Source organism: Tritonibacter mobilis F1926 (assembly GCF_000376545.2).
In the GTDB taxonomy this organism is placed as follows: Bacteria; Pseudomonadota; Alphaproteobacteria; order Rhodobacterales; family Rhodobacteraceae; genus Epibacterium; species Epibacterium mobile.
Genome location: NZ_CP015234.1, coordinates 30,116 through 50,115, shown reverse-complemented (window position 1 = coordinate 50,115; position 20,000 = coordinate 30,116). Strand labels below are relative to the sequence as shown.

Below are 20,000 nucleotides of genomic sequence, written 5' to 3'. Positions count from 1 at the left end.
GAAAAGATGAAGAAGGGGCGGATATGAGCATCCTTGTGTTTGGCGCAACCGGGCAAGTGGCGCGGGAATTGGCGAGCTATGAGGGGGTGATCTCTGTGGGTCGTGCGCGTGCGGATCTGTCGGACCCCGGGGCTTGTGCTGCGCTCATTCGGGAGATCAGCCCGCAGGCGGTGATCAATGCCGCTGCCTATACGGCGGTTGATAAGGCCGAATCTGAGGAAGAACTGGCCACTATTATCAACGGGGCGGCTCCCGGTGCGATGGCGGCGGCCTGCGTGCAGGCGGGCATTCCCTTTGTCCACATCTCGACCGATTATGTCTTTGCGGGCAGTGGCACGGCAGCGTGGCAGACGGATGATCCGGTGGCGCCGCCCAATGCCTATGGCCGCAGCAAGCGCGCAGGCGAAGAGGCGGTGATCGCGGCGGGCGGGACTTATGCGATCCTGCGCACCTCTTGGGTGGTCTCGGCCCATGGCAATAATTTCGTCAAGACCATGCTGCGCCTTGGTGCGGAACGGGATCGCTTGACGATTGTCGGCGATCAGATCGGCGCGCCAACGCCTGCACGTGACATCGCACGGGCCTGTGTCGAGATGACAGGGCAGCTGCGTGCGGAGCCTGCAAAATCCGGCATCTATCACCTGCAGGGCGCGCCATATGTCAGCTGGGCAGGCTTTGCCGCAGAGATCTTTGCCCAAAGCAATCTGGCCTGCGAGGTGGCGGACATCCCCACATCCGACTATCCAACCCCGGCGGTGCGGCCACTGAACTCACGGCTGGATTGCACCACGTTAGAGACTGTTTTTGGCATCCCGCAGCCCGACTGGCGCAGCGGTTTGCAGGATATTTTAAAGGAGCTCGCAGAGTGACGCAGCGCAAAGGTATTATTCTCGCCGGAGGCTCCGGCACCCGGCTTTATCCGATCACCATGGCTGTCTCAAAGCAGCTCCTGCCGCTTTATGACAAGCCGATGATCTATTATCCGATCTCCGTGCTGATGCTGGCAGGTATTCGCGAGATCTGCGTCATCACCACGCCGCAGGACGCCGATCAGTTCAAGCGCCTCTTGGGCGATGGCAGCCAGTGGGGCGTCAGCCTGACCTATGTGGAGCAACCCAGCCCCGATGGTCTGGCGCAGGCCTTTATTCTGGCCGAAGAGTTCCTCGCAGGCGCGCCCTCGGCGCTGGTGCTGGGCGATAACGTCTTTTTTGGCCATGGGTTGCCGAGCCTTCTGGCGGCAGCGGATGCCAAGGAGGTGGGCGGCACCGTCTTTGGCTATCACGTCTCCGATCCCGAGCGTTACGGCGTGGTCTCCTTTGATGGCGAAGGGCGGGCGCATCAGATCATTGAAAAACCCGAGGTGCCGCCGTCGAATTACGCGGTGACGGGGCTTTATTTTCTGGATGGCACCGCGCCTGCGCGCGCCCGTAAGGTTCAGCCCTCGGCGCGGGGCGAGCTGGAGATCACCGATCTTTTGCAAAGCTACCTCGATGAGGGCAACCTCTCGGTGGAGACCATGGGCCGGGGTTATGCTTGGCTGGACACGGGTACTCACGGCAGCCTCTTGGATGCGAGCAACTTTGTGCGGACCCTGGAGACGCGTCAGGGCTTGCAGACCGGCTGCTTGGAAGAGATCGCCTATCACGCGGGCTGGATCAGTCGTGACGCATTGGCCGAGCGTGCGGAATTATTCAAAAAAAACAACTATGGACAGTATTTGAAAAATTTGAAGTCAGTGTAGTGAGTATGCATTTACTCCGCAGGCTCTGTTCAAGTTAGGCCGCCAATGTGAATGCTGAGATCCAATGCTCATGATTGTACCATGAGCTGGTTTACTTGCATTCACATTAAATGTTCAGTTCGGAGCCTTTAGTCCGCCTCAAACAGGTCTCGCGTAAAGACCTTGTCAGAGACATCGCGGATCTCTTCGCTCATCCGGTTTGCCACGATCAGATCGGCCTCGGACTTAAAGGCGTCAAGGTCGCGGATGACCCGGCTATGGAAGAAGTGATCTTCCGTCAACACCGGCTCATAGACGATTACCTCGATGCCCTTGGCCTTGAGACGTTTCATGATGCCCTGAATGGAGGACTGGCGGAAATTGTCTGATCCCGCCTTCATCACCAGCCGGTGGATGCCGACCACCTTGGGGCCTTTCATCAGGATCTGATCGCTGAGGAAATCCTTGCGGGTACGATTGGCGTCGACAATGGCCCGGATCAGGTTCTGCGGCACCTGATCGTAATTGGCCAGAAGCTGCTTGGTGTCCTTGGGCAGGCAGTAGCCGCCATAGCCAAAGGAAGGGTTGTTGTAATGGCCGCCGATGCGCGGATCGAGGCTGATGCCTTCGATGATCTGGCGGGTGTCCATGCCCCCGGCCATGGCGTAAGAATCCAATTCATTAAAAAACGCCACCCGCATCGCGAGATAGGTATTGGCAAAGAGTTTCACCGCCTCGGCTTCGCTTGGATCGGTAAAGAGGGTGTCCACCGCCTCTTCCTCGGCGCCCTCCAGCAGCAGATCGGCAAAGATCCGGGCGCGCTTGGACCGCTCGCCAACGATGATCCGGCTGGGATGCAGATTGTCATAAAGCGCGCGGCCTTCGCGCAGGAACTCGGGGGAAAAGATCACCTGATCGGTTCCCAGCCGCGCCCGCACATCCATGACGAACCCCACCGGAATCGTGGATTTGATGACGATGGTGGCGGTGGTGTTGACGGCCATGACGGCTGCGATCACCGCCTCGACGCTGGAGGTGTCAAAGGAATTGTGCCGCGGGTCGTAATTGGTCGGCGTTGCCACCACCACGTAATCAGCGCCGCTGTAGGCCGCCGCCGCATCCGTGGTCGCGGTCAGGTTCAGACTGTGGGTGGTCAGGAAATCTTCCAGCTCGGGGTCGATGATCGGGCATTGCCGGGCATTGACCATCTCCACCCGGTTTTCCACGATGTCGGTGGCGACAACCTCATTGTGCTGAGCCAGCAAAACGGCATTGGAAAGGCCAACATAGCCAAGCCCTGCAACTGCGATTTTCATGAACCTTACTCCCGGGCGTAGACGTCCTCATAGCGAAGAATGTCATCCTCCCCCACATAGGCCCCGGTCTGCACCTCGATCAAGACCATCGGCACTTTGCCGGGGTTTTCCATGCGGTGTACTGCGCCAAGCGGGATGTAGACGCTCTCGTTTTCAGTCACCAGCCTGACCTCATCATCCACCGTCACCCGCGCAGTGCCCTCCACCACGATCCAATGTTCAGAGCGGTGAAAATGGCTTTGCAGGCTCAGGGAGGCACCGGGATGGACCAGAATACGTTTGACTTGAAAACGCCCTCCCACCACCAAGCTTTCGAACCAGCCCCAGGGGCGGTGATCTTTGGGGAAGGTGGTGGCCTGCGCCGCACCTTTGTCTTTCAGCGCCTGCACCGCGAGCTTCACATCCTGCGCGCGGGATTTATCCGCCACCAGAACCGCGTCATTCATCGCCACCGCCATGATGCCCTCAAGGCCGATGCCGACCACTTCCAGCCGGTCGCTGTCAGAGCGCAACAGCGTATCGGAACAGTCGATCGCCGTCGCCGCACCGCTGACCACGACGCCATTGTCGTCCGGTCCCGCCTCGCGCCAGACCGCATCCCAGCCGCCCAGATCAGACCAAGCCGCATCAAAGGGCACCACGGAGAGGTTCTTGGCCTTCTCCATCACCGCATAGTCAATCGAGATATCCGCCGCCTGCGCCCAAGGCTCCGGGGCCAGCCGCAAAAACCCAAGGTCCACCTCTGCGTCCTTCAGTGCGGCTGCAACCGGTGCCATCAGGTCGGGGGCATGGGCCTCAAAGGCGGCGATGATATCAGCGGCCCGGAACAGGAAGATCCCCGCGTTCCATTTGAAATTGCCCGCCGCCAGCATCTCGGCGGCGCGCGCCGCATCGGGTTTTTCCACAAACTGCTTCAGCGCCACCGGGCGGCCCGCCGCATCAGGCGCCGCGGAGAGCTCAAGATACCCATAGGCGGTTTCCGCATGGGTGGGGGTGATGCCAAAGGTCACCATCTGCCCCTCACTCACCGCCACAAGCCCCTGCGCAACGGCGGCGTGGAACGCGTCAACATCAGGTATCACATGATCTGAGGGAGCCACCAAGAGCACGGCCTCCGGATCCTGCGCCTGCGCCCGAAGCGCCGCGACCAATACGGCAGGGGCAGTGTTACGCCCTTCGGGCTCAATCAGGATCGCACCGGGATCAATGCCCGCAGCCTGAATCTGTTCCGTCACAATAAAGCGGAAATCGGAATTGGTCAGCACCATCGGTGCGCCAAACGCAAACCCATCACCGGCGCCCGAGAGCCGTTTGGCGGAGGCCTGAAACAGGGTTTCTTCACCCATCAAGGGCACAAATTGCTTGGGATAGCTCTTGCGCGACAACGGCCAGAGCCGGGTGCCAGATCCGCCACAGAGGAGAACGGGGGTTATCTGCATTGGCGGTCTCCCTTTAAAACCAACACTCAAGTCGGTGTAAAATAGACGGTTCCGGCATATATTCCATAGGCAGGAACGCTAAGAACCCTGTTCAGGCTTAAGAACGTTCCCGCCCGTTGCACCGGGTAATTACTTACGCCATCAGGTCGTAATCGGTGCCGTTGATGCGCAGGATGATTTCGTCCTGTGCAGCGCCATCGACCAAAGCCCACATGATTTGGCCAGTCGGCCGGTAGATCACAAAAGCCTCTTCGACCCCTGCCTCACCCGCATTTTCGGTTTCGGCAAAGTTGATCTGGAACTGATCGATGGTGGCGCTGTTATTGCCAAAGACCAAGACGTCACCTTCGGCGGCATCATAGTCTTGGATCCAGTCAGAGCCGTGATTGGCCACCCCGAGGTGGAAGAACTTGTCGGCATCGCCGCCGCCATTGACCCGGTCGTGGCCAAAGCCGCCGTTGACAAAGTCGCTCCCCGCGCCGCCAAAGACCTGATCCGACAACGCGGAGCCGGTCAGCACGTCGTCGCCATCGCCGCCGATCACGGTGTCTGAGCCAAAGCCACCTTCGATCGAGTCATTGCCGGCATCGCCGCGCAACTCATCATTGCCGTAGCCACCGTCGATGCTGTCGTTGCCTGCACCACCGTAGACGACATCGCGAAGATCCAGCGCGTCCGCGCCGCCGAAGATGGTGTCGTCCCCTGCACCGCCACTAATGATATCAGTGCCATTTCCGGCATGAATCTCATTGCCAACCTCATTACCGGTGATGGTGTCGTTGCCACTGCCTGCGATGACATTCTCGATCACCGTATCACGCGCGATCCCCAGGTTTCCAATCCGGCCTGCCACATCCGAGAAGCTCTCGTCATTGAGATCGATGCGATCATTGGTGGTATTGGGGCTAAGATCGATGGTGTCGGTGCCGCTTACGTCATAGATGGTCAGCGCAAAATCATTGCCGGTCAGGTTGGAGGATGAGCGCCCCTCCAGTGCCCCAAAGACATCATAGAGATAGCTGTCGGTCAGCGTGGTATTGGCCCCCCACGTGGTGTCACCTGCGGTTTCGCTATCCTCATCCGGTGCGCCATAAAGGTTCTGGATCGCCACGATATCGGCCATCATGGTGGAGACAAGATACCCAAAGGACGCATTGGTCGCGGTGTTGTCGCTTTGAGAGAAATAGGACATGACAGAAAGCTGCCAGCTGTCATTTACGAAGGTCTCATCAGTGCCATATGCTGCGGTGACATTATAGGCCCCTTGGTGTCCAAGCCCCAGCGCATGCCCGATTTCATGCACATAGGTCTGGAACGAATAGGTGTCGATATCGGTGCCGTCGAAAGCAAGCCAGAGGGTCCCGACATTGACGGTCGAGGACACAACGGTATCACCGCTGGTAATGGTATCCGCCCACGCTCTGCCGATGTCGTCATCTTGAAAAGTGATTTTCGCCGACGAAGAGGTGGTTTCCACAAACTCCAGATCGGCGACTCGCTCCCAAGCCTCAAAGGCCCAGCGGGCCAGCTGCTGCCCCGCGGCGGTCAGCCCGGTGATATTGACCGTGATCTGATTGCTGCCGGAGGTATCAAAGCTGCGTCCCGAACGAAATGTGCTTTCCCAATAGCCGTCAGTCAGGAAGTCGGCCATCTCGTCCAGAGAGGTCTGGCCATCTTGGTCGACGGTCAGCGTGTAACTGCCTGTATTGGAAGAGGAATAAGACGAGACCCCAATATAATATGTGCCAGTATAGGTCGCCTCAAACGTCAGTTCAGCGTCCACATTCTCGCCACTGTAGTCATCATAGGCCAATTGATTGCCAGACGCGTCGTAAAGATAGAGATCGGTATCGGGAAGAGTGCCACCGCCACCGCCTGAGCCGTCCAAATCAAAAATATAGGTTTCGCCCGCAGTCAGCGTGACTGCGACCCAGTCATCATCGCCCGCGCTGCTGCGCGTGCCAGTAAACGTATCCCCCACGGAGATGGAGTAGCTTGTGGCCGTAGAGGCAAGTGCATCACTTCCCTCGGAAATCGTTGCAAAATCTTGCCCGCTGTCTTCGCCGTGGCGCAGAGGGTCAAACGTCTGGGTGGCATTACAAAGGAAACACATCGTCTTGGTTTATCTCTTGATTTAAAACAACAGGGGTCGGGTTAATCGCTCAGGTCTTTGATGATCTCTGGGCTGGCTTGTAACAGACCCCGCGCGAAACGGGGATACATTTTGGCAGATAACGCAGTGTCCATCACATCCAGCGCCACCTCGGGGCCGGTGCGCAGGCTGCCGTCCCCGCTCTGCCATGTCAGATGACCGCTGATCCGGTCGCGGCGGATATCGGAGAGCACTAGGCGCAGGGTATCGGCACCAGCGGTTTGGGAGGAGTCTGTGGGCGAGATCTGGCTTTGGCGAATGTGGCGGGCGCTTTTTGCGTCCTGCAGCACAATCTCCAACGCAGCGCTCAACGCGGCGCAGAGCGCTGCGGGATCGGGTGCATTGGCGGGGCATTGCAGCAACAGAGGGGGCGTCATGTGATCGCTCTTAGCATGCACCGGTTGCAAGTTGCTCGCCAAAAATACGCTGAATAACGCAAAAATCCCAAGCCGGGCGCCCGAAAGCAAACGTCTATACACCTCTTAACCTACCTCTACTGCACATAGCATTCGTAATGCTCGCCACAGTCTTTCAAGACGTTGAATGGCTTCAGTTTTGACCCCTGTGACCTCGCAGGTCAATGTCATTCATAGGCCGATGGCACGGCCTCAAAACGGGTGTTCTAGATCATAAACGTTGCGATGGTGCGCCAGCTCCGCCTCAATTTCCTTGGGTTCCGGCGACGCCCACGCCGTACCGGAAATCATTCCCTCGCGGATCAGATCATCTCTCAAACCGTCGAAATCCAATTCCGATAGAGCCCAAGGAATAACGGTCGGTGCATCACGGCGATAGTACATCTTTTTCACCTGTGTTGCCCCTCGCAGGCGCTCGCCACTAAAACTCTTAAGCTGGTTTTCAAAAACCGGATGCATGGTCTTGCGTCGCCACAAGCAATAAACTTTCTGCCCGGGGCGCGCAGTGAGAACATACACATGAAAAGACGAGCCCTCCGCGAACACCAGTTCATCGGCGTTGTTATAATGGCGGAACTGTTCTTCTGGTGAATGTTGCTCCGGATAGAAGACGGTATAGCCCTCTGCTTGCATCAACTCGTCAATCTTCGTTTCACACACAAAGCACGCTTTGTTCTGCGCTGCGTTCAGACGAAACTGAGATCGGGACACGAACAACCGCTTTGGCGTGGCCTTGTCAGTGAGAGCAGGTGTTTGAGTTCGTTGATGAAAGAAGCTTCGGACCATGCTTCCGCCCTTCATGTAACCGGGCGCAAAGCGCAACGCTGCGGGAACTATAATACGCTCATACTGCGATATCCCCTCAGGCCGTACAAAGTTTGCATCTGGCAGCAGCGCTTCCAAAAAAGTGGTCACATAGGGTCGCAAAGGCTGATTGGGATAGCGCGGAATATAGATGACGCCATCAACATCCTTCACCAAATCCGCACCCCAAATCCGACTGAGGGATTCTGAGGTGAAATGCCCAAAATGAACGTTCTGAACCATCCCCAGATAAAGGTACTGACCGGGAAGCCGCTTCAAACCCTCTGTTGCAACGGTCTGTGCTGCAGTATTGACATGCCCCAGATAAGCATTGTCTCCAATGTTCAAGCGTTTGCCCTGTCGATCATACAAACCGCCATCAAACTCGCCTTTGCAAGGCGACCCGTCCGCGTTGATCCCCGGTTTGACATATCGGCTGACAGGCGCGACGATCCCATTGTCAACGACGCTGATCTCAGCGGTGCTGGCACCAGCTTCGATATAGCTGGTTATAGAAGGGGATGCTGGTTCGAGTGATCGTCTGCTCGGTTTGGCAAACAGATTGCCCAATGCGAATTTCATTATTCCCCCAACATGTTCAAACAACCAACGATACCGCCAGCACGACATTGAAATGCGCTGCATATGTACAAATATCAACCTACAATTATATCTAGAAAATTTTGTAGTTACCGCCCCTGATGGGCGTTGTTGAGCTTTAATGATGCGACCGTCCACACGTCGCAGGTGCCTGCGACCATGGCGCTATGGACCTTCCTCCGCTGTCTCCGGCGCGAGGCGATTTGATGGTGCGATCTTTTCTCAGGAATGGAAGGAAGCCATATGGGACAAGTTCGTCACGGGAGCGCTACGCGCCACGCACGCCGTCAGAGCTGCAATACAGCGATCGCAAGCTTCGCTCGCGCAGTTGAGCAAGGAGTTGGGCATCAACCCCAAGACCGTTGCGAAGTGGCGCAAGCGTGCGACGGTAGAGGATCTGAAGACCGGCCCAAAGGAGCCGCGTTCAAGCGTTCTCTCTGAAGCTGAGGAGGCGATGATCGTCGCATTCCGACGGCACACGCTGCTGCCGCTGGATGATTGCCTCTATGCTCTTCAGCCATCGATTCCGCATATAACCCGCTCAGCACTGCATCGTTGCCTTCAGCGGCACGGCGTCTCTCGCTTGCAGGATGTCGAGGGTGACAAGCCTAAGCGCCAGAAGTTCAAGCGCTACCCCATCGGCTTCTTTCATATCGATATTGCCGAAGTTCAGACGGTGGAGGGCAAGCTCTATCTATTGAACCGCCCCGGTTTTGCCGGAGACTTTTGAGTTCCTATTTCAAACTGCGATTTTGTCTGCCCAAGGCCGTCCCCTATCGCATCCACACGATCTTGACTGATAACGGCATTTAATTTTCCGAGCAGCCTCGCAACCTGAACACAGCATATTCGCGGCAGATGCGCTTTGACATGATCTGCGAAGTAAATGGGATCGAGCACCGGCTGACCAAACCATCCGTGGACCAATGGCCAGGTCGAGCGGATGAACCGCACAATCGATGAAGCGACGATGAAACTATACCATTACGACAGCCATGATCAGCTGCGCACGCACCTTGCCGACTTCATGGACGCATACAACTTCGCACGCAGGCTAAAGACCCTAAACGGCCTTACACCCTACGAATACATCTGCAAAATCTGGACTTCAGAGCCAGATCGTTTCATCATAAATCCGATCCACCAGATGCCGGGACTGAACACCTAGAAGCCGACGAGCCTGGGTGCGGTTGCACGAAACTAAGCCCTGCGCGCATCAAAGTATCTGGGCCGAGCAATCTGGAGACGGTGGATCGGATATCACCGCCGGAGCCGTGTCGAGTCAAAGAAGAACTGCATCAAGTTGCTCGGCCAATCACTCACGGCTCGCGACTTCGACCGCCAGGTCGCAGGTTCGTATCGCCGTGCTCAAAGGGTACACCGCCCTCGGCATTCCTGTCACAGTGGCTGTGGTAGATCCCGTCCGGGGAACTGCGGTCAGCCCTCGTTTTGTGCAACAATGCCACCTGGATCCACAAAGTGAATAAACTCATTATTCAAAACTAACGCATAAACTCCAGAGACTTCTAAATTTCTGACGCGGAACCCGTGCATGTTCTCCGACGGTGTTTCGAGATGATCATTAACGTCCGTGCGCTTAAACACTTCAGCTCGCGCAATACCGTGAGTACTGAAGAAAGAGAGAGACAGAATGTTCTCAGGGATGTTTATCCAGCCGGAAAAATAGTCCTTACCAATTTCGTCGACTTTGATCAGGTCGGTATCGCGCCTGACTGATGGCTTTATCTCGCGTACCTTTCCTTCCAAAGAAGCCTGACATACATACTCCGTCGAGTTAGCACTCACGCGGAGATGAAAGCCGCTGAAGAGGGTGTGACCGGCGCGCAAGACATCCACCCGCGGTCGAACGGCAAACACCTGGAGTTTATGATCGGAGAAAGACAGGTCCACGGATGATGGACAACCGTCGGGCCTGCCACTGATCCAACCTACCATTTCGCCGTCAATGATTTTTTCAACATTGTGCATTGTACCACTCCAACATCGCTTCAGCAGCCGCTTCTAGTGTATGGCCTTCAACGGATTTTTTGCAGAATTCGCGCTCGGTTTCAAAATTCGCGTTTCGGCGAAATTCGGACAATTGTTGGTCAATTTTACCGATAGCAGCGTAATCTCCAATCTCGATTCCGCATCCTGCCGTCTTCAAAATTTCGGAAGTACCACCGTTATGCCGGTAAACTGGAATAGCGCCACACCGAATACTTTCAATTAGCAACAGACCAAGGCCCTCGTAGTTGCTTGCGTCTAGATAGAATTCGACACGGTTGAAGAGGCGAATTTTTTCCGCTGTCGTGAGAAACCCTAGGTGCGTGCAGAAGTTTTTCCTCTTGCTACGTAGCGCATCATCTCCAAAGCTGTATATCCGATAGCCTTTTGGAACTAGCGAGGCTACCACACCAGCAACAAACGCTGCTCCCTTATTGGTATTCCCATTTAGTTGAACTGCGATCGATTTTGGTTCTCGAGAAATGCCTAGATTGTAGTATTTCTCCAGTCGAGGGCCGTAGGGGATGAGGCTGATGGGCTTGTCTACATGGTCCTTCACTACCTCTTCGAGAAAGCGTGAAACGACAAAGATCGCATCAAATCCGAGATAACCTGTCACCACCGAACTCAAGAACTGACCATCCGAGAATGAAAATTCGGGCCCTTGGATAAAATAACCGGTTTTCAGTTCGTGTTGGCGCGCGAGTTCCTGAACAGGCTCGACGGTATCGCTTGAAGTTGCAATCAGAACGGTTGCGTTCGCCAAGACGATATCGCGGCGCGCTACGTTGTCGTAAGAGATGGAGCGAGAGGCAAAACCGCTCTCGTCGAACGGGGTTTGACGACAAATTACTGCAGCGGAAACGCCAAGGTCACACAAAGCCTCAACAAGATCGAACACCGCGGCAACACCGCCGATAGTACGTAGGTTTGTCGGAAGGAGAAAAACGATCTTCGGCATAGGCAAGGATTGAACGAGGGCGGAAGCAAGACGCCCACGCTCTGATTTCAGCATATCGAGCCTAGCTGCGGCCTTTGGGTGACGCTCAGAATGGACCTGTCCCCAGCGCCCCATGAACCTGCGAAAATTTTCGCTGCGCAGTTCTGAACGCATCGAGGTTAAGTCGAAGCTCGCACCATGTTCGTGAAATACACAACAATTATCGGCGACGACCCCGCGAAAACCAAGATTGACACAGCGATAATACAAATCGGAATCGTCTCCATAGCCGTTCTCGAAGAACTCATCGAAAAGCTCAGCAGCGGGATATTTGCGACGATCAATGGCAAGCATGTATCCAACATTGGTCTCAGCATCTGGATAGCTGGTCTCGACATTCGACAGTATCGTGTCTAGGTCGCGCCAATGAAGAACATCACTTTCGGGCGCCTCCAGGTTCTCTCCACCGACAGCGAATGGCGTCGATAGAGCAATATCATCGTTGGAAACAAGCGGCGCAATGACCCGCGAGAGGCTGCCTGGCTGCATTTTGACATCGGTTGTGAGCAACACCACGATCTCGTCATCGCTCGTCTTCTCATATAGGAAATTCACGTTCCGGATGAAGCCGATATTCTTTTCATGAGAGTGAACTTCGACAGTCTCGACGTCGATGCCTTTGAGTAGGTTAAGGTGCAAAGATGTTTGTAACGGGTGATCGTGCCCATCAACAGAAATGATAACACGCCCATTCAATGCCTTAAGCTCTGGAAGAAGGGCTTCAACCTCGTTCCTGATGTCAAGCGTGTATCGTGGGCTGCCATAGACCGGAATGATGACGGAGACTCGGGGGCTGGCATGTTCAAAACGGGGCAGAGGTCGATTTTGACCGTCAAGTTGGAATGGTGTAAATTCAATCGGTCGAAGGGTCTTGGCGTCAAGAAAGGGACTTGGCGAAACGATATATTCGAACGTTTCGAGCGAGACTGTTTCAAAGTCACCTTCGATTTCCTCATATCCCCCTCGGCAATAAAGGACGTTGGTGTTTTGGAACCGCATACAAAACAAATTTGATGGCTCCTGTGAAGAAGCCTCCGTAGCTGGAAGCTCATCATAGTAACGCAGGAGGAATTCTAATAAATGTTGACAAAGAGATTGACTGTATTGAAATCCACCAACGGACATGAAGTAAGCAGGCATAATGAGTCCTAATTTGAAAACGTCATATGGCCGCTGGTGACCCCGAACCATTCGGGGAGCGGCCAGCATTATGTACTTGCTGCTCGAGCCAGAGGCCAGTTCAAATTCAGCTTGATCTGCGCTTGCATTGGTGGCACTTCTGCCTTGGACGCCGTAAGCATTGACGACACAAAGTAATCGCTGGAGACCACTGCGAAGTCGACAGAGGCGGGCGGTCATGGTCGGGGTCAAAGCGTCTCGGCTGGAACGTGCACTCGTGGGCCGAGGTCCAGACGGGTAGCTTGATAGGATGCGTGCGGCCAATCTATCCTTCTGTGAACGGCGATCGTAGCCTTCTTTAGACTGGCCCTAGGAGGGGCGAAACATGGGACTTTTCCCGATTAAACAGTTTGGTCGACCGCGCTCAGGAACCAATTATACGCGTTGGGTTATCGAAAACAACTTTTCAAATGCGCGCGTGCTGCAGAACATCTTCGGTGGAAAACATTTACGATACAACGCAGAGAACTTCGAAAAAGATAGCGAGAGCTGGCTGACACACCATAATGTAATTACAGATCTACACAGGGACGAGATCGAAAAATTCAAGAGAGGGTATAAGAATGGGTCAATGATATTTGTTGTAACCATGAAGCCGCTCGACAAATATCTCTCATCGCTGGTCCGGTTTAAGGATACAGCGCTGGATCCCGATGATAAAAATGCGGTTGAAAGGGAGATTGATCTCTATAATTCAATTAATGTAAACTACATCGAAAAAATCCCTGCGCCAAGTATTTTTTTAAATTACGAAGCGATAAAAACGCAATGGAACACTGTCAGATCATTTTTCATTAATAACGGATTGGAGCCGATTGGGAACGGTTGCAATATTGAGCTGAATCATAAACTTGCGGCAAACACTGACAAGAAAATTATTCGCACTATTCCAGAAAGTGAGAGCCGGGATTTTGGACAGGATAATAAAGAAGAGTATTTTTGTGCAGATATTCGCAACCATGAGAATAAGAAGATAAGGGAAATTTTGGATGAAGGCGTTCATGTAAGGCTGCGCGTATGATTGTATTCTGCATTGGAGACACAAGAAGCGGGACCACGGCAATTGCACGTTGTTTTCGGGATGCAGAGACTTTTGTGAACCTTGGCGAGGTCTTCTACAATAGTTCGGATGGTGCTGGGCACTATATGAAGCGTTGGGAAAAAACCGATCCGCCGTCCCTTGAAAAATTTGTCGAGTACCTCGACTTTCTCCGGTCGGACACCGAGCATCTTTACTGGCTTGATATTAAATTTCACGATCTTAACCGGTTTGACCCGTTGCAGCGGGCTGTCTTAGGGCAGCCTACTATGGTGCAACAGATTGTGAAGGCTGGCGATCCAACAGTCCTGATCGGTCGTGCCAACCCGCTTCTGGCGGCCAATTCAGCGTTGCAAGCCATAACTTCTGGCACCTTTCATGTAGCGGAGCTAGATAATCTCGAAGATACTCCTGTCGAGTCGTCGATCGACAGGTTCAAGACAGTCACCGCCATTCGTGCTGCATTACAAAGGAATGCCGAGTTGCGGGCAGTGGAGGAGCATCTCCGAATGCACCCACAACTGCTCCGGGTCGACTATGAGGCACTCTTCGATTGCCCAGAAGCGGAGGACAACCGTGCGGCCCTAGGAGCATGGATCGGTGTGGAGACCGTCAGCATGCCAGATCTTCGCAAGGTTTCTCACGGGTGGCCGGAATGGTTCGATCGCGACCTTGCGGCCCAGATATTACAGGGAACCAGTGGACAATGGTGGGTATCGTGACCTCAATCTATCAACAGATGTACGATGCTATCGAGGCTTGTGATGAACCGTGCGAGGTGCTCGTCATCGGCTCCAACGATGGCGCGGGCTCGGCGCGCTGGCGAATCCCCGATAGTGTCTCGTCCGTACGCCGTTTCGATGCCTTGGCAGAGCCTGACGGGCACGTGGAGCGAGCCGTGGTGCATAACCATGCCGGAATCCTGACGTTCTTCCAGGTTGACACCAGTAAGGAACCTCCTGCTGATTGGATCAAGGGCATTTCCTCTTTGCGGCCGGGAAGCAATGCGCAAAACCTGCGCTCCGGAAGTGGCAAGGATCGCGACTTCATTTCCGCACACAGGGTGCTGCGCCCTGTACCTCTGACGCCGGTCCGAACGCTTGGAACTCCTGGCGTTCCAAAATTCTTCATCCTCGACATCGAAGGTATGGACTACGATGTATCACTGAGTCTTTTCCGAAGCGGCGATGTCGTTGGAGTCGGTTGCGAACACGCTCTGATGTCGAGCGATGAAGTGATATTGTTGCGATGCGCGGCGATCGAAAGTCGCTTTCGTTTCGTTTTTGGTGAAGAAGATGCGATCTTTCTGCGCGAAGAGGGATGAACCACCCCGGTTGTGCCGGAGACTTTTGAGTTCGTGTTTCAAACTGCGATTTTGTCTGACTTCAAGGTTTGTTCGTATTGTTGCGGCTCTGTTGCACAAATCGTGCTTTGAACGGGCCCCCCTTTCCCCGGATACACTTATCCTACGGGCTCAGTAACGGGTATTCCAAGAGCGGTGTAGCGATTGAGCACCGCGATCCGGATTTGGAGCTCAGCAACCTGCCGGTCGAAGTCTCGAGCCATGAGGCCTTGGCCAAGCAGTTTGACGCAGTTCATCTTTGCCTCTGTGCGGCTCCGGCGGTGATACCCGGTCAGCTGTCCCTGCTGCACCCAACCTTTTGCGAAATCGACAATATCGCTGCCGATCTGATGGCATATTCGCTCTCGTGATCCAAAACCATCCGCACCGCTCTGGCGCGCAGTTCTTCTGGATAACGTCTTCCGTTCTTCGTCTTTCCCATGACCCAGTATCCTTACTTCTGGGTCTCCGGCAAACAAGGGGCGGTTCAGAAACCCTCTCTTATCAATTCAGCCTAAACTGTCCCATGGCCGCTGACGTCAGACACACGGCTTGGAGCGTTGATAGACCCGCCCATGACGTAGAAAGACGGCCGAGACGAGCTGACGCTTGTGGCGCTGATCATCCGCTGCACTCCCGGGCCCGAACCAGATCGCGCATCGCCTCATGCGTCTCATCGGGGACCCAGACTGGGGTTAATTCTCCAGCACGCAAAAGGCGCACATGACGCATGGCATCAAGTCGATCAGTCTTGACCCGCTCTCCGTCCCTGACCGGGATCAGGGACGGCTTGACTACGCAGCACTCGCAAACGGATGGCACCCGCCGCCCCGCGACCAGCATACAGACTGATCCGGCAGGGCAGGCGAAAAAGACATGCGGTCTTACAGTTAGTTACTTGGTAATGTCCTTACTTTTGTAACTCACTATTATAACGGATCGCCTCCTCAATATTCTCAAAATATGTCAGTCGCCCCTCATTCAGCACCATACCCGCTTCACACATGCCCCGCATCATTTGAGGGGAGTGGGTTACAACAATAGCGCCTGCTTCTTTCATGCGTGCGCGGAACACGGCTTGGCTCTTGTGCTTAAACACTTCGTCCCCAACCGAGGTCACTTCGTCCACCAAATAGGTATCAAAGCGAATACCCATAGAGACGCCAAACCCCAAACGGGCGCGCATACCAGATGAATAGTTGCGGACAGGCTGATGAAAATGATTTCCCAGTTCTGCGAACCCCCTCACGAAGTCCACAAGCTCATCGCCGTCCACACCATAGACCCTGGCAAGAAAGCGTGTGTTTTGTGCTCCGGTCAGGTCAGGATGGGTTCCGCTTGCCAGCCCCACAGGCCAGGAGATCGCCCCACTTGTACGAATGCGGCCACTATTAGGCTCCACGGTTCCAGCGATCATCCGCAGCAAAGTGGATTTTCCCGCTCCATTGCGCCCTAACAAACCGATGGAAACGCCGGATGGCAGCTTGAGGTTCACATCGCGAGCCACGTACTTACGCTGGCCACGAAACATAAAGAACTTATTTAGTTGCTCCAGATGAATCATTTCACGCGCCTTAATTTCACGGTCAGCGGCGGTCTCGGAAACTATAGTAGATTAAGACACCGATGAACCACAGCATCAGCGCAAACCCGCCAACGAGAAGAACGACCAGTGATCGGGCTGGTGCGGTTGATGTTTCTGCCAACGTCGGTTGCAAATACGCGGCCAGATAACGACTGGTGCGCTGCGCTTCCGAAGCCGCTGCATCATACGCACTCAATGCACTGAGATAAGCCCTTTCAGCGAATTCCACATCCACTTTCAGCCTCTCATATTCTCCAATCAAGGAGGCAAAGCTTTCGCTTCCACCGGCCACGCTCTCCAATGAGCCGACCCCCAGCTTGCGCCGCTCTGCCGCGATCCGTGTCTCAATCACATCGATCCGCTTTTGGAGCTGTTCAAGACGCGGATCACCTTCGCGCGCCGTTTGCCTGATAAGATCTTGCTCAATCAACACTTCTGCAAGTTGCGCTTGCAAAGTGTTCAGCAACCCCATCTGACCAGCGATGTCTGCGGTAGGGTCGACAATCTGTGTGCGGATACGAAAAGCTGTCATGGTCTGGCGCGCAGCGACAAGCCGCTTAATCGCTTTGTCTCGCTCTTCAGCCGCATAGGTCGTGGCATCTGCTCTCGCGACATCTGAAAGAGCATTGATCATACGGCTTGCTTCGCCATAAATCAGCTTCGCCAATTCATGCGCATCTTGCGCCGTAAAGGCATAAACCCGAACTTCGATGAGACCCGTAGACCCATCGTAGTAAACGCGAACTCTTTCGGGCCAATGCGCGACGAGTTCTTCAAGGCTGGCATCGGGATGTAGAGTGAAAACAGGGTCCTGCCCCGGCCGAGAGAACAGCTGGCGTAAATCCACTTTCTCGTTCACTCGCTGCACCATTTCCTGGCTTTGAATGAATTCATAGAGGATATCAGTATCTGAAGAGGACGCGCTGGATACGCCTGTAATACCGCTCAACATGTCTAGTGCGGACTGGCTTTCTTCAGTCCGCACCACGAACCCGACACGGGACTCATACTGATCCAGCGCAAACTGATACATGTAGATGAAGACGGCTAGGGTAGGCACCAACACGACCATGGCAAAGCTCGCCAAAATGCCATAGTGGCGTTTCCTCGGTTTGGCTTGGCTGGCCATCGGGGGCACTTCAACAACTCGGGGCGCCCCTGCCTGAGGACCTGCGGAAGGCCCCTTCGGCTTTGCAGGTTTAGCAGCCGCAGCTTTACTTTGCTCTGGCGTCTTTGTCCCGGTATTTTTCGGGGCGTCCTTAGATACGTCACCTTCAGATACGTCACCTTCGGGCTTCACAGCGTTCTGAGTCAATCTGATATGCCTTGTTGAATCCCTCTCAAGGTGCGTCTTATATCAAGAGAAACGATTTGAATACCGTTCTCTAAGGCCGGGGCAGAGGATAGCAAAGATGCAAACGACAGCTCTTCGACCCCGTTCTTTGCGCGCCCTGCGTACAATTTTTGCACTCACCCTACGCGAGATGTCCACGACCTACGGGAAATCTGCGCTAGGTTACATCTGGGCCCTTTTGGAACCCGTAGCCGCGCTCGCCTTGATGAGCGTGGTCTTCTCGCTGGTGATGAGACAGCCAGCGCTGGGAACAAACTTTCCTCTATTTTTTGCATCCGGCTACCTCGTTTTTCAGATCTACTCTGGTGTTGGCAACAAGATCGCGACTGCAGTGCAATTCAACCGGCCACTACTGGAATTTCCCGCCGTGACGGCTGTGGACGCCATACTCGCCCGCTTTTTGCTGAACTTTCTCACACAACTTCTAGTCATCTACGTCGTGTTGGCCGGTATAATCATAATTTATGATCTGCAGGTGCATTTAAACCTACCCAAAATATTGATCTCACTTGCCATGGTCGGAGTTTTCACCCTCGGGGTAGGGTCAATCAACTGCTACCTCTTCGTCGCTATTCCCTCTTACAGTACGGTTTGGGCTATCGCTAATCGCCCTATGTTCATCATCTCTGGCGTGTTCTTCATGTTTGATGACGTACCGCAACCGTTCCGCGACATTCTATGGTACAATCCATTGGTGCATGTTGTCGGGCAAATGCGGTCCGGAATCTATGCATCCTATGATGCAGATTATGTCTCCGTCACTTACGTAGTTGGTCTTGGGTTGCTCTGTTTGGTGCTGGGCCTGTTGTTGCTAAAGCGAAATCTACGACAAGCCATGAACCGATAAGCTATCCTGCGTACGCTCAGCTCTTCCGTTTTCTCACCCAGCCGAGGAATGCGGCATCCGGTTTTCTCAGGCGCGGCCCGCCCGAGCTGGCCCAGACCGCGCGCCAATCGGCCTCCAGCGCGTGGACGTCGATCCCCGGCAGCAGGCGACGCGCCTCGTCGCGGGCTGCTTCGGAAACCACCGGCGGCGGTGTCTCCAGCAGCTTGTCCTTCTGGGCAAAGCGGATGATGTCGCCCGGCAGCTCTGCCATCTCGTAATCGGGCAAGGGCTGGGCCTCGATCATGTCGCGGATCATCTTGCGAAAGACCCGGCGCGGGCTTGCGGAGCCCGATTTCTTCAGGAGCGTCTCCACCGAGATCTGCCAGCTGTCCTGACGTCCGCAATGTTTGCGCGCCAGCTCGTAGATGCGCCGCTCCAGCGGTTTGCGCAGGCGAAAATAATCGCGGCTGAGCGTCAGCACCGATTTCGACAGCACCGCCCGAAACAGCCAGTCACTGAGCGTCACCGCCACCGAGACCATACGCCCACCCCGGGATTTGCGCACAATCTCCCAGCTCTCGATGAGGCCAAAGCCCGAGGTGATTTCCTGTCCGCCGGTGATGATATTGGTGGTGATCCGGGTGCCCGCCAGCCGCTCAAACGCCTCGCGCAGCCGCCGGTAGGCATCGCCCGAGGTCTCGCGGTTGCAGGCCATCAAGAGATCATGCGCCGTCAGATGCAGCGTGCGGCTCACCTGACGGCCCGCATTGAGCGCCGCCATCAGCTGGCTCACACAGAAGATCAGGATGTCCTTGTCGTGGATCGTCGCCAGCCCCTTGACGCTCGGCGTCACGGTGATTTCGGCGCCGTTGTGCTCGTAGTTCAGAATGCGCCGGTCGGGCCGCGTGCTGAGCGAAAACAACGGATGCTCCATCGACGCCAGATCATTCTTCGGCATCGCATCGAAGATGTCACAGAGGAAATACGCCCCCTGCCCTTCGGGTGGATAGCCCCCGGCCTCGCTCACCGCGCTGGTCATATATTCAGTCTCACTGCTCTGCCTGTTCCACGATTTGCGTCCTGCTGTGCCGCCGGATTCGCCTTCGTGGTTTTGATTACACCCACCCTAGGGTTATCCACAGCCCCGCACAACGGGGGTTCAGAGTCAGCAGATCGGGGGTTCAGAGTCATTTCATCGGGGTTTCAGAGTCGCTCGCCTCA

General features: G+C 55.0%; 16 protein-coding genes and 4 pseudogenes. 8 read left to right on the top strand and 12 right to left on the bottom strand.

The window, feature by feature from the left end:
* The first annotated feature begins 23 nt into the window (after positions 1-23).
* Both rfbD and rfbA read left to right on the top strand, forming a co-directional pair.
* Complete coding sequence (gene rfbD, locus K529_RS22935; protein ID WP_005617262.1) at positions 24-869, top strand: dTDP-4-dehydrorhamnose reductase; 846 nt, start codon at positions 24-26, stop codon at positions 867-869.
* Positions 866-1,741 carry a glucose-1-phosphate thymidylyltransferase RfbA gene (gene rfbA / locus K529_RS22930; RefSeq protein ID WP_005617266.1) on the top strand — a complete coding sequence of 292 codons (876 nt, stop codon included), beginning with the start codon at positions 866-868 and terminating at the stop codon, positions 1,739-1,741. The genes rfbD and rfbA overlap by 4 nt, the downstream gene beginning before the upstream one ends.
* Positions 1,742-1,869: 128 nt before the next feature.
* On the opposite strand, the gene K529_RS22925 is transcribed toward rfbA, so the two are convergent.
* The 5 genes from K529_RS22925 to K529_RS22905 form a co-directional block, all read right to left on the bottom strand.
* Positions 1,870-3,036, bottom strand: a complete 1,167-nt coding sequence (locus tag K529_RS22925) for a nucleotide sugar dehydrogenase (protein ID WP_005617269.1) — start codon at positions 3,034-3,036, stop codon at positions 1,870-1,872.
* A gap of 5 nt (positions 3,037-3,041) precedes the next feature.
* Positions 3,042-4,475, bottom strand: coding sequence for a mannose-1-phosphate guanylyltransferase/mannose-6-phosphate isomerase (locus K529_RS22920; protein WP_005617272.1), 1,434 nt, complete (start codon positions 4,473-4,475; stop codon positions 3,042-3,044).
* Positions 4,476-4,608: 133 nt separating this feature from the next.
* The gene (locus K529_RS22915; protein ID WP_005617276.1) at positions 4,609-6,588 is read right to left on the bottom strand and encodes a M10 family metallopeptidase C-terminal domain-containing protein; all 1,980 of its coding nucleotides are present in this window, start codon (positions 6,586-6,588) and stop codon (positions 4,609-4,611) included.
* Between the two features lie 41 nt (positions 6,589-6,629).
* On the bottom strand, positions 6,630-7,004 hold the full coding sequence (locus K529_RS22910; protein ID WP_110590747.1) for a hypothetical protein: 375 nt from the start codon (positions 7,002-7,004) through the stop codon (positions 6,630-6,632).
* Between the two features lie 231 nt (positions 7,005-7,235).
* Positions 7,236-8,429 carry a glycosyltransferase family 61 protein gene (locus K529_RS22905; protein WP_005617281.1) on the bottom strand — a complete coding sequence of 398 codons (1,194 nt, stop codon included), beginning with the start codon at positions 8,427-8,429 and terminating at the stop codon, positions 7,236-7,238.
* 261 nt (positions 8,430-8,690) lie between these two features.
* Between K529_RS22905 and K529_RS22900 the strand changes: the two are divergent.
* Positions 8,691-9,615 (top strand): annotated as a pseudogene (locus K529_RS22900) (integrase core domain-containing protein).
* Positions 9,616-9,859, top strand: a pseudogene (locus tag K529_RS23390) (IS5/IS1182 family transposase); the annotation flags it as partial.
* Between the two features lie 25 nt (positions 9,860-9,884).
* Here the strand turns inward: K529_RS23390 and K529_RS23600 are convergent.
* The gene (locus K529_RS23600) at positions 9,885-10,436 is read right to left on the bottom strand and encodes a hypothetical protein (protein WP_005617284.1); all 552 of its coding nucleotides are present in this window, start codon (positions 10,434-10,436) and stop codon (positions 9,885-9,887) included.
* The gene (locus K529_RS22890; protein WP_157859738.1) at positions 10,423-12,594 is read right to left on the bottom strand and encodes a glycosyltransferase; all 2,172 of its coding nucleotides are present in this window, start codon (positions 12,592-12,594) and stop codon (positions 10,423-10,425) included. The genes K529_RS23600 and K529_RS22890 overlap by 14 nt, the downstream gene beginning before the upstream one ends.
* A gap of 364 nt (positions 12,595-12,958) precedes the next feature.
* Here K529_RS22890 and K529_RS22885 point away from each other — a divergent pair, with 364 nt between their 5' ends.
* The 3 genes from K529_RS22885 to K529_RS22875 are packed head-to-tail and all read left to right on the top strand — an operon-like array spanning position 12,959 to position 14,996.
* Entirely contained in the window at positions 12,959-13,654 is a 696-nt protein-coding gene (locus K529_RS22885) for a hypothetical protein (RefSeq protein ID WP_005617288.1), read from the top strand.
* Entirely contained in the window at positions 13,651-14,394 is a 744-nt protein-coding gene (locus K529_RS22880) for a hypothetical protein (protein ID WP_005617289.1), read from the top strand. The genes K529_RS22885 and K529_RS22880 overlap by 4 nt, the downstream gene beginning before the upstream one ends.
* On the top strand, positions 14,391-14,996 hold the full coding sequence (locus tag K529_RS22875; RefSeq protein ID WP_157859736.1) for a hypothetical protein: 606 nt from the start codon (positions 14,391-14,393) through the stop codon (positions 14,994-14,996). Before K529_RS22880 ends, K529_RS22875 begins: the two co-directional genes overlap by 4 nt.
* 137 nt (positions 14,997-15,133) lie before the next feature.
* Here the strand turns inward: K529_RS22875 and K529_RS23385 are convergent.
* From K529_RS23385 to K529_RS22860, 4 genes and pseudogenes are all read right to left on the bottom strand, one after another.
* A pseudogene (locus K529_RS23385) lies at positions 15,134-15,307 on the bottom strand (IS5/IS1182 family transposase); the annotation flags it as partial.
* Between the two features lie 258 nt (positions 15,308-15,565).
* Positions 15,566-15,818, bottom strand: a pseudogene (locus K529_RS23945) (IS110 family transposase); the annotation flags it as partial.
* A 106-nt stretch (positions 15,819-15,924) separates the two neighbouring features.
* Positions 15,925-16,578, bottom strand: coding sequence for an ABC transporter ATP-binding protein (locus K529_RS22865; RefSeq protein WP_005617292.1), 654 nt, complete (start codon positions 16,576-16,578; stop codon positions 15,925-15,927).
* A gap of 22 nt (positions 16,579-16,600) precedes the next feature.
* Positions 16,601-17,914: a sugar transporter gene (locus K529_RS22860; protein WP_227512295.1), complete on the bottom strand. Its 1,314-nt coding sequence runs from the start codon at positions 17,912-17,914 to the stop codon at positions 16,601-16,603.
* A gap of 97 nt (positions 17,915-18,011) precedes the next feature.
* Between K529_RS22860 and K529_RS22855 the strand changes: the two genes are divergently transcribed.
* Positions 18,012-18,800, top strand: a complete 789-nt coding sequence (locus K529_RS22855) for an ABC transporter permease (protein ID WP_005617295.1) — start codon at positions 18,012-18,014, stop codon at positions 18,798-18,800.
* Positions 18,801-18,816: 16 nt separating this feature from the next.
* Here K529_RS22855 and K529_RS22850 read toward each other — a convergent pair whose 3' ends face one another.
* On the bottom strand, positions 18,817-19,818 hold the full coding sequence (locus K529_RS22850; RefSeq protein ID WP_046002293.1) for a replication initiator protein A: 1,002 nt from the start codon (positions 19,816-19,818) through the stop codon (positions 18,817-18,819).
* Between the last annotated feature and the right edge of the window lie 182 nt (positions 19,819-20,000).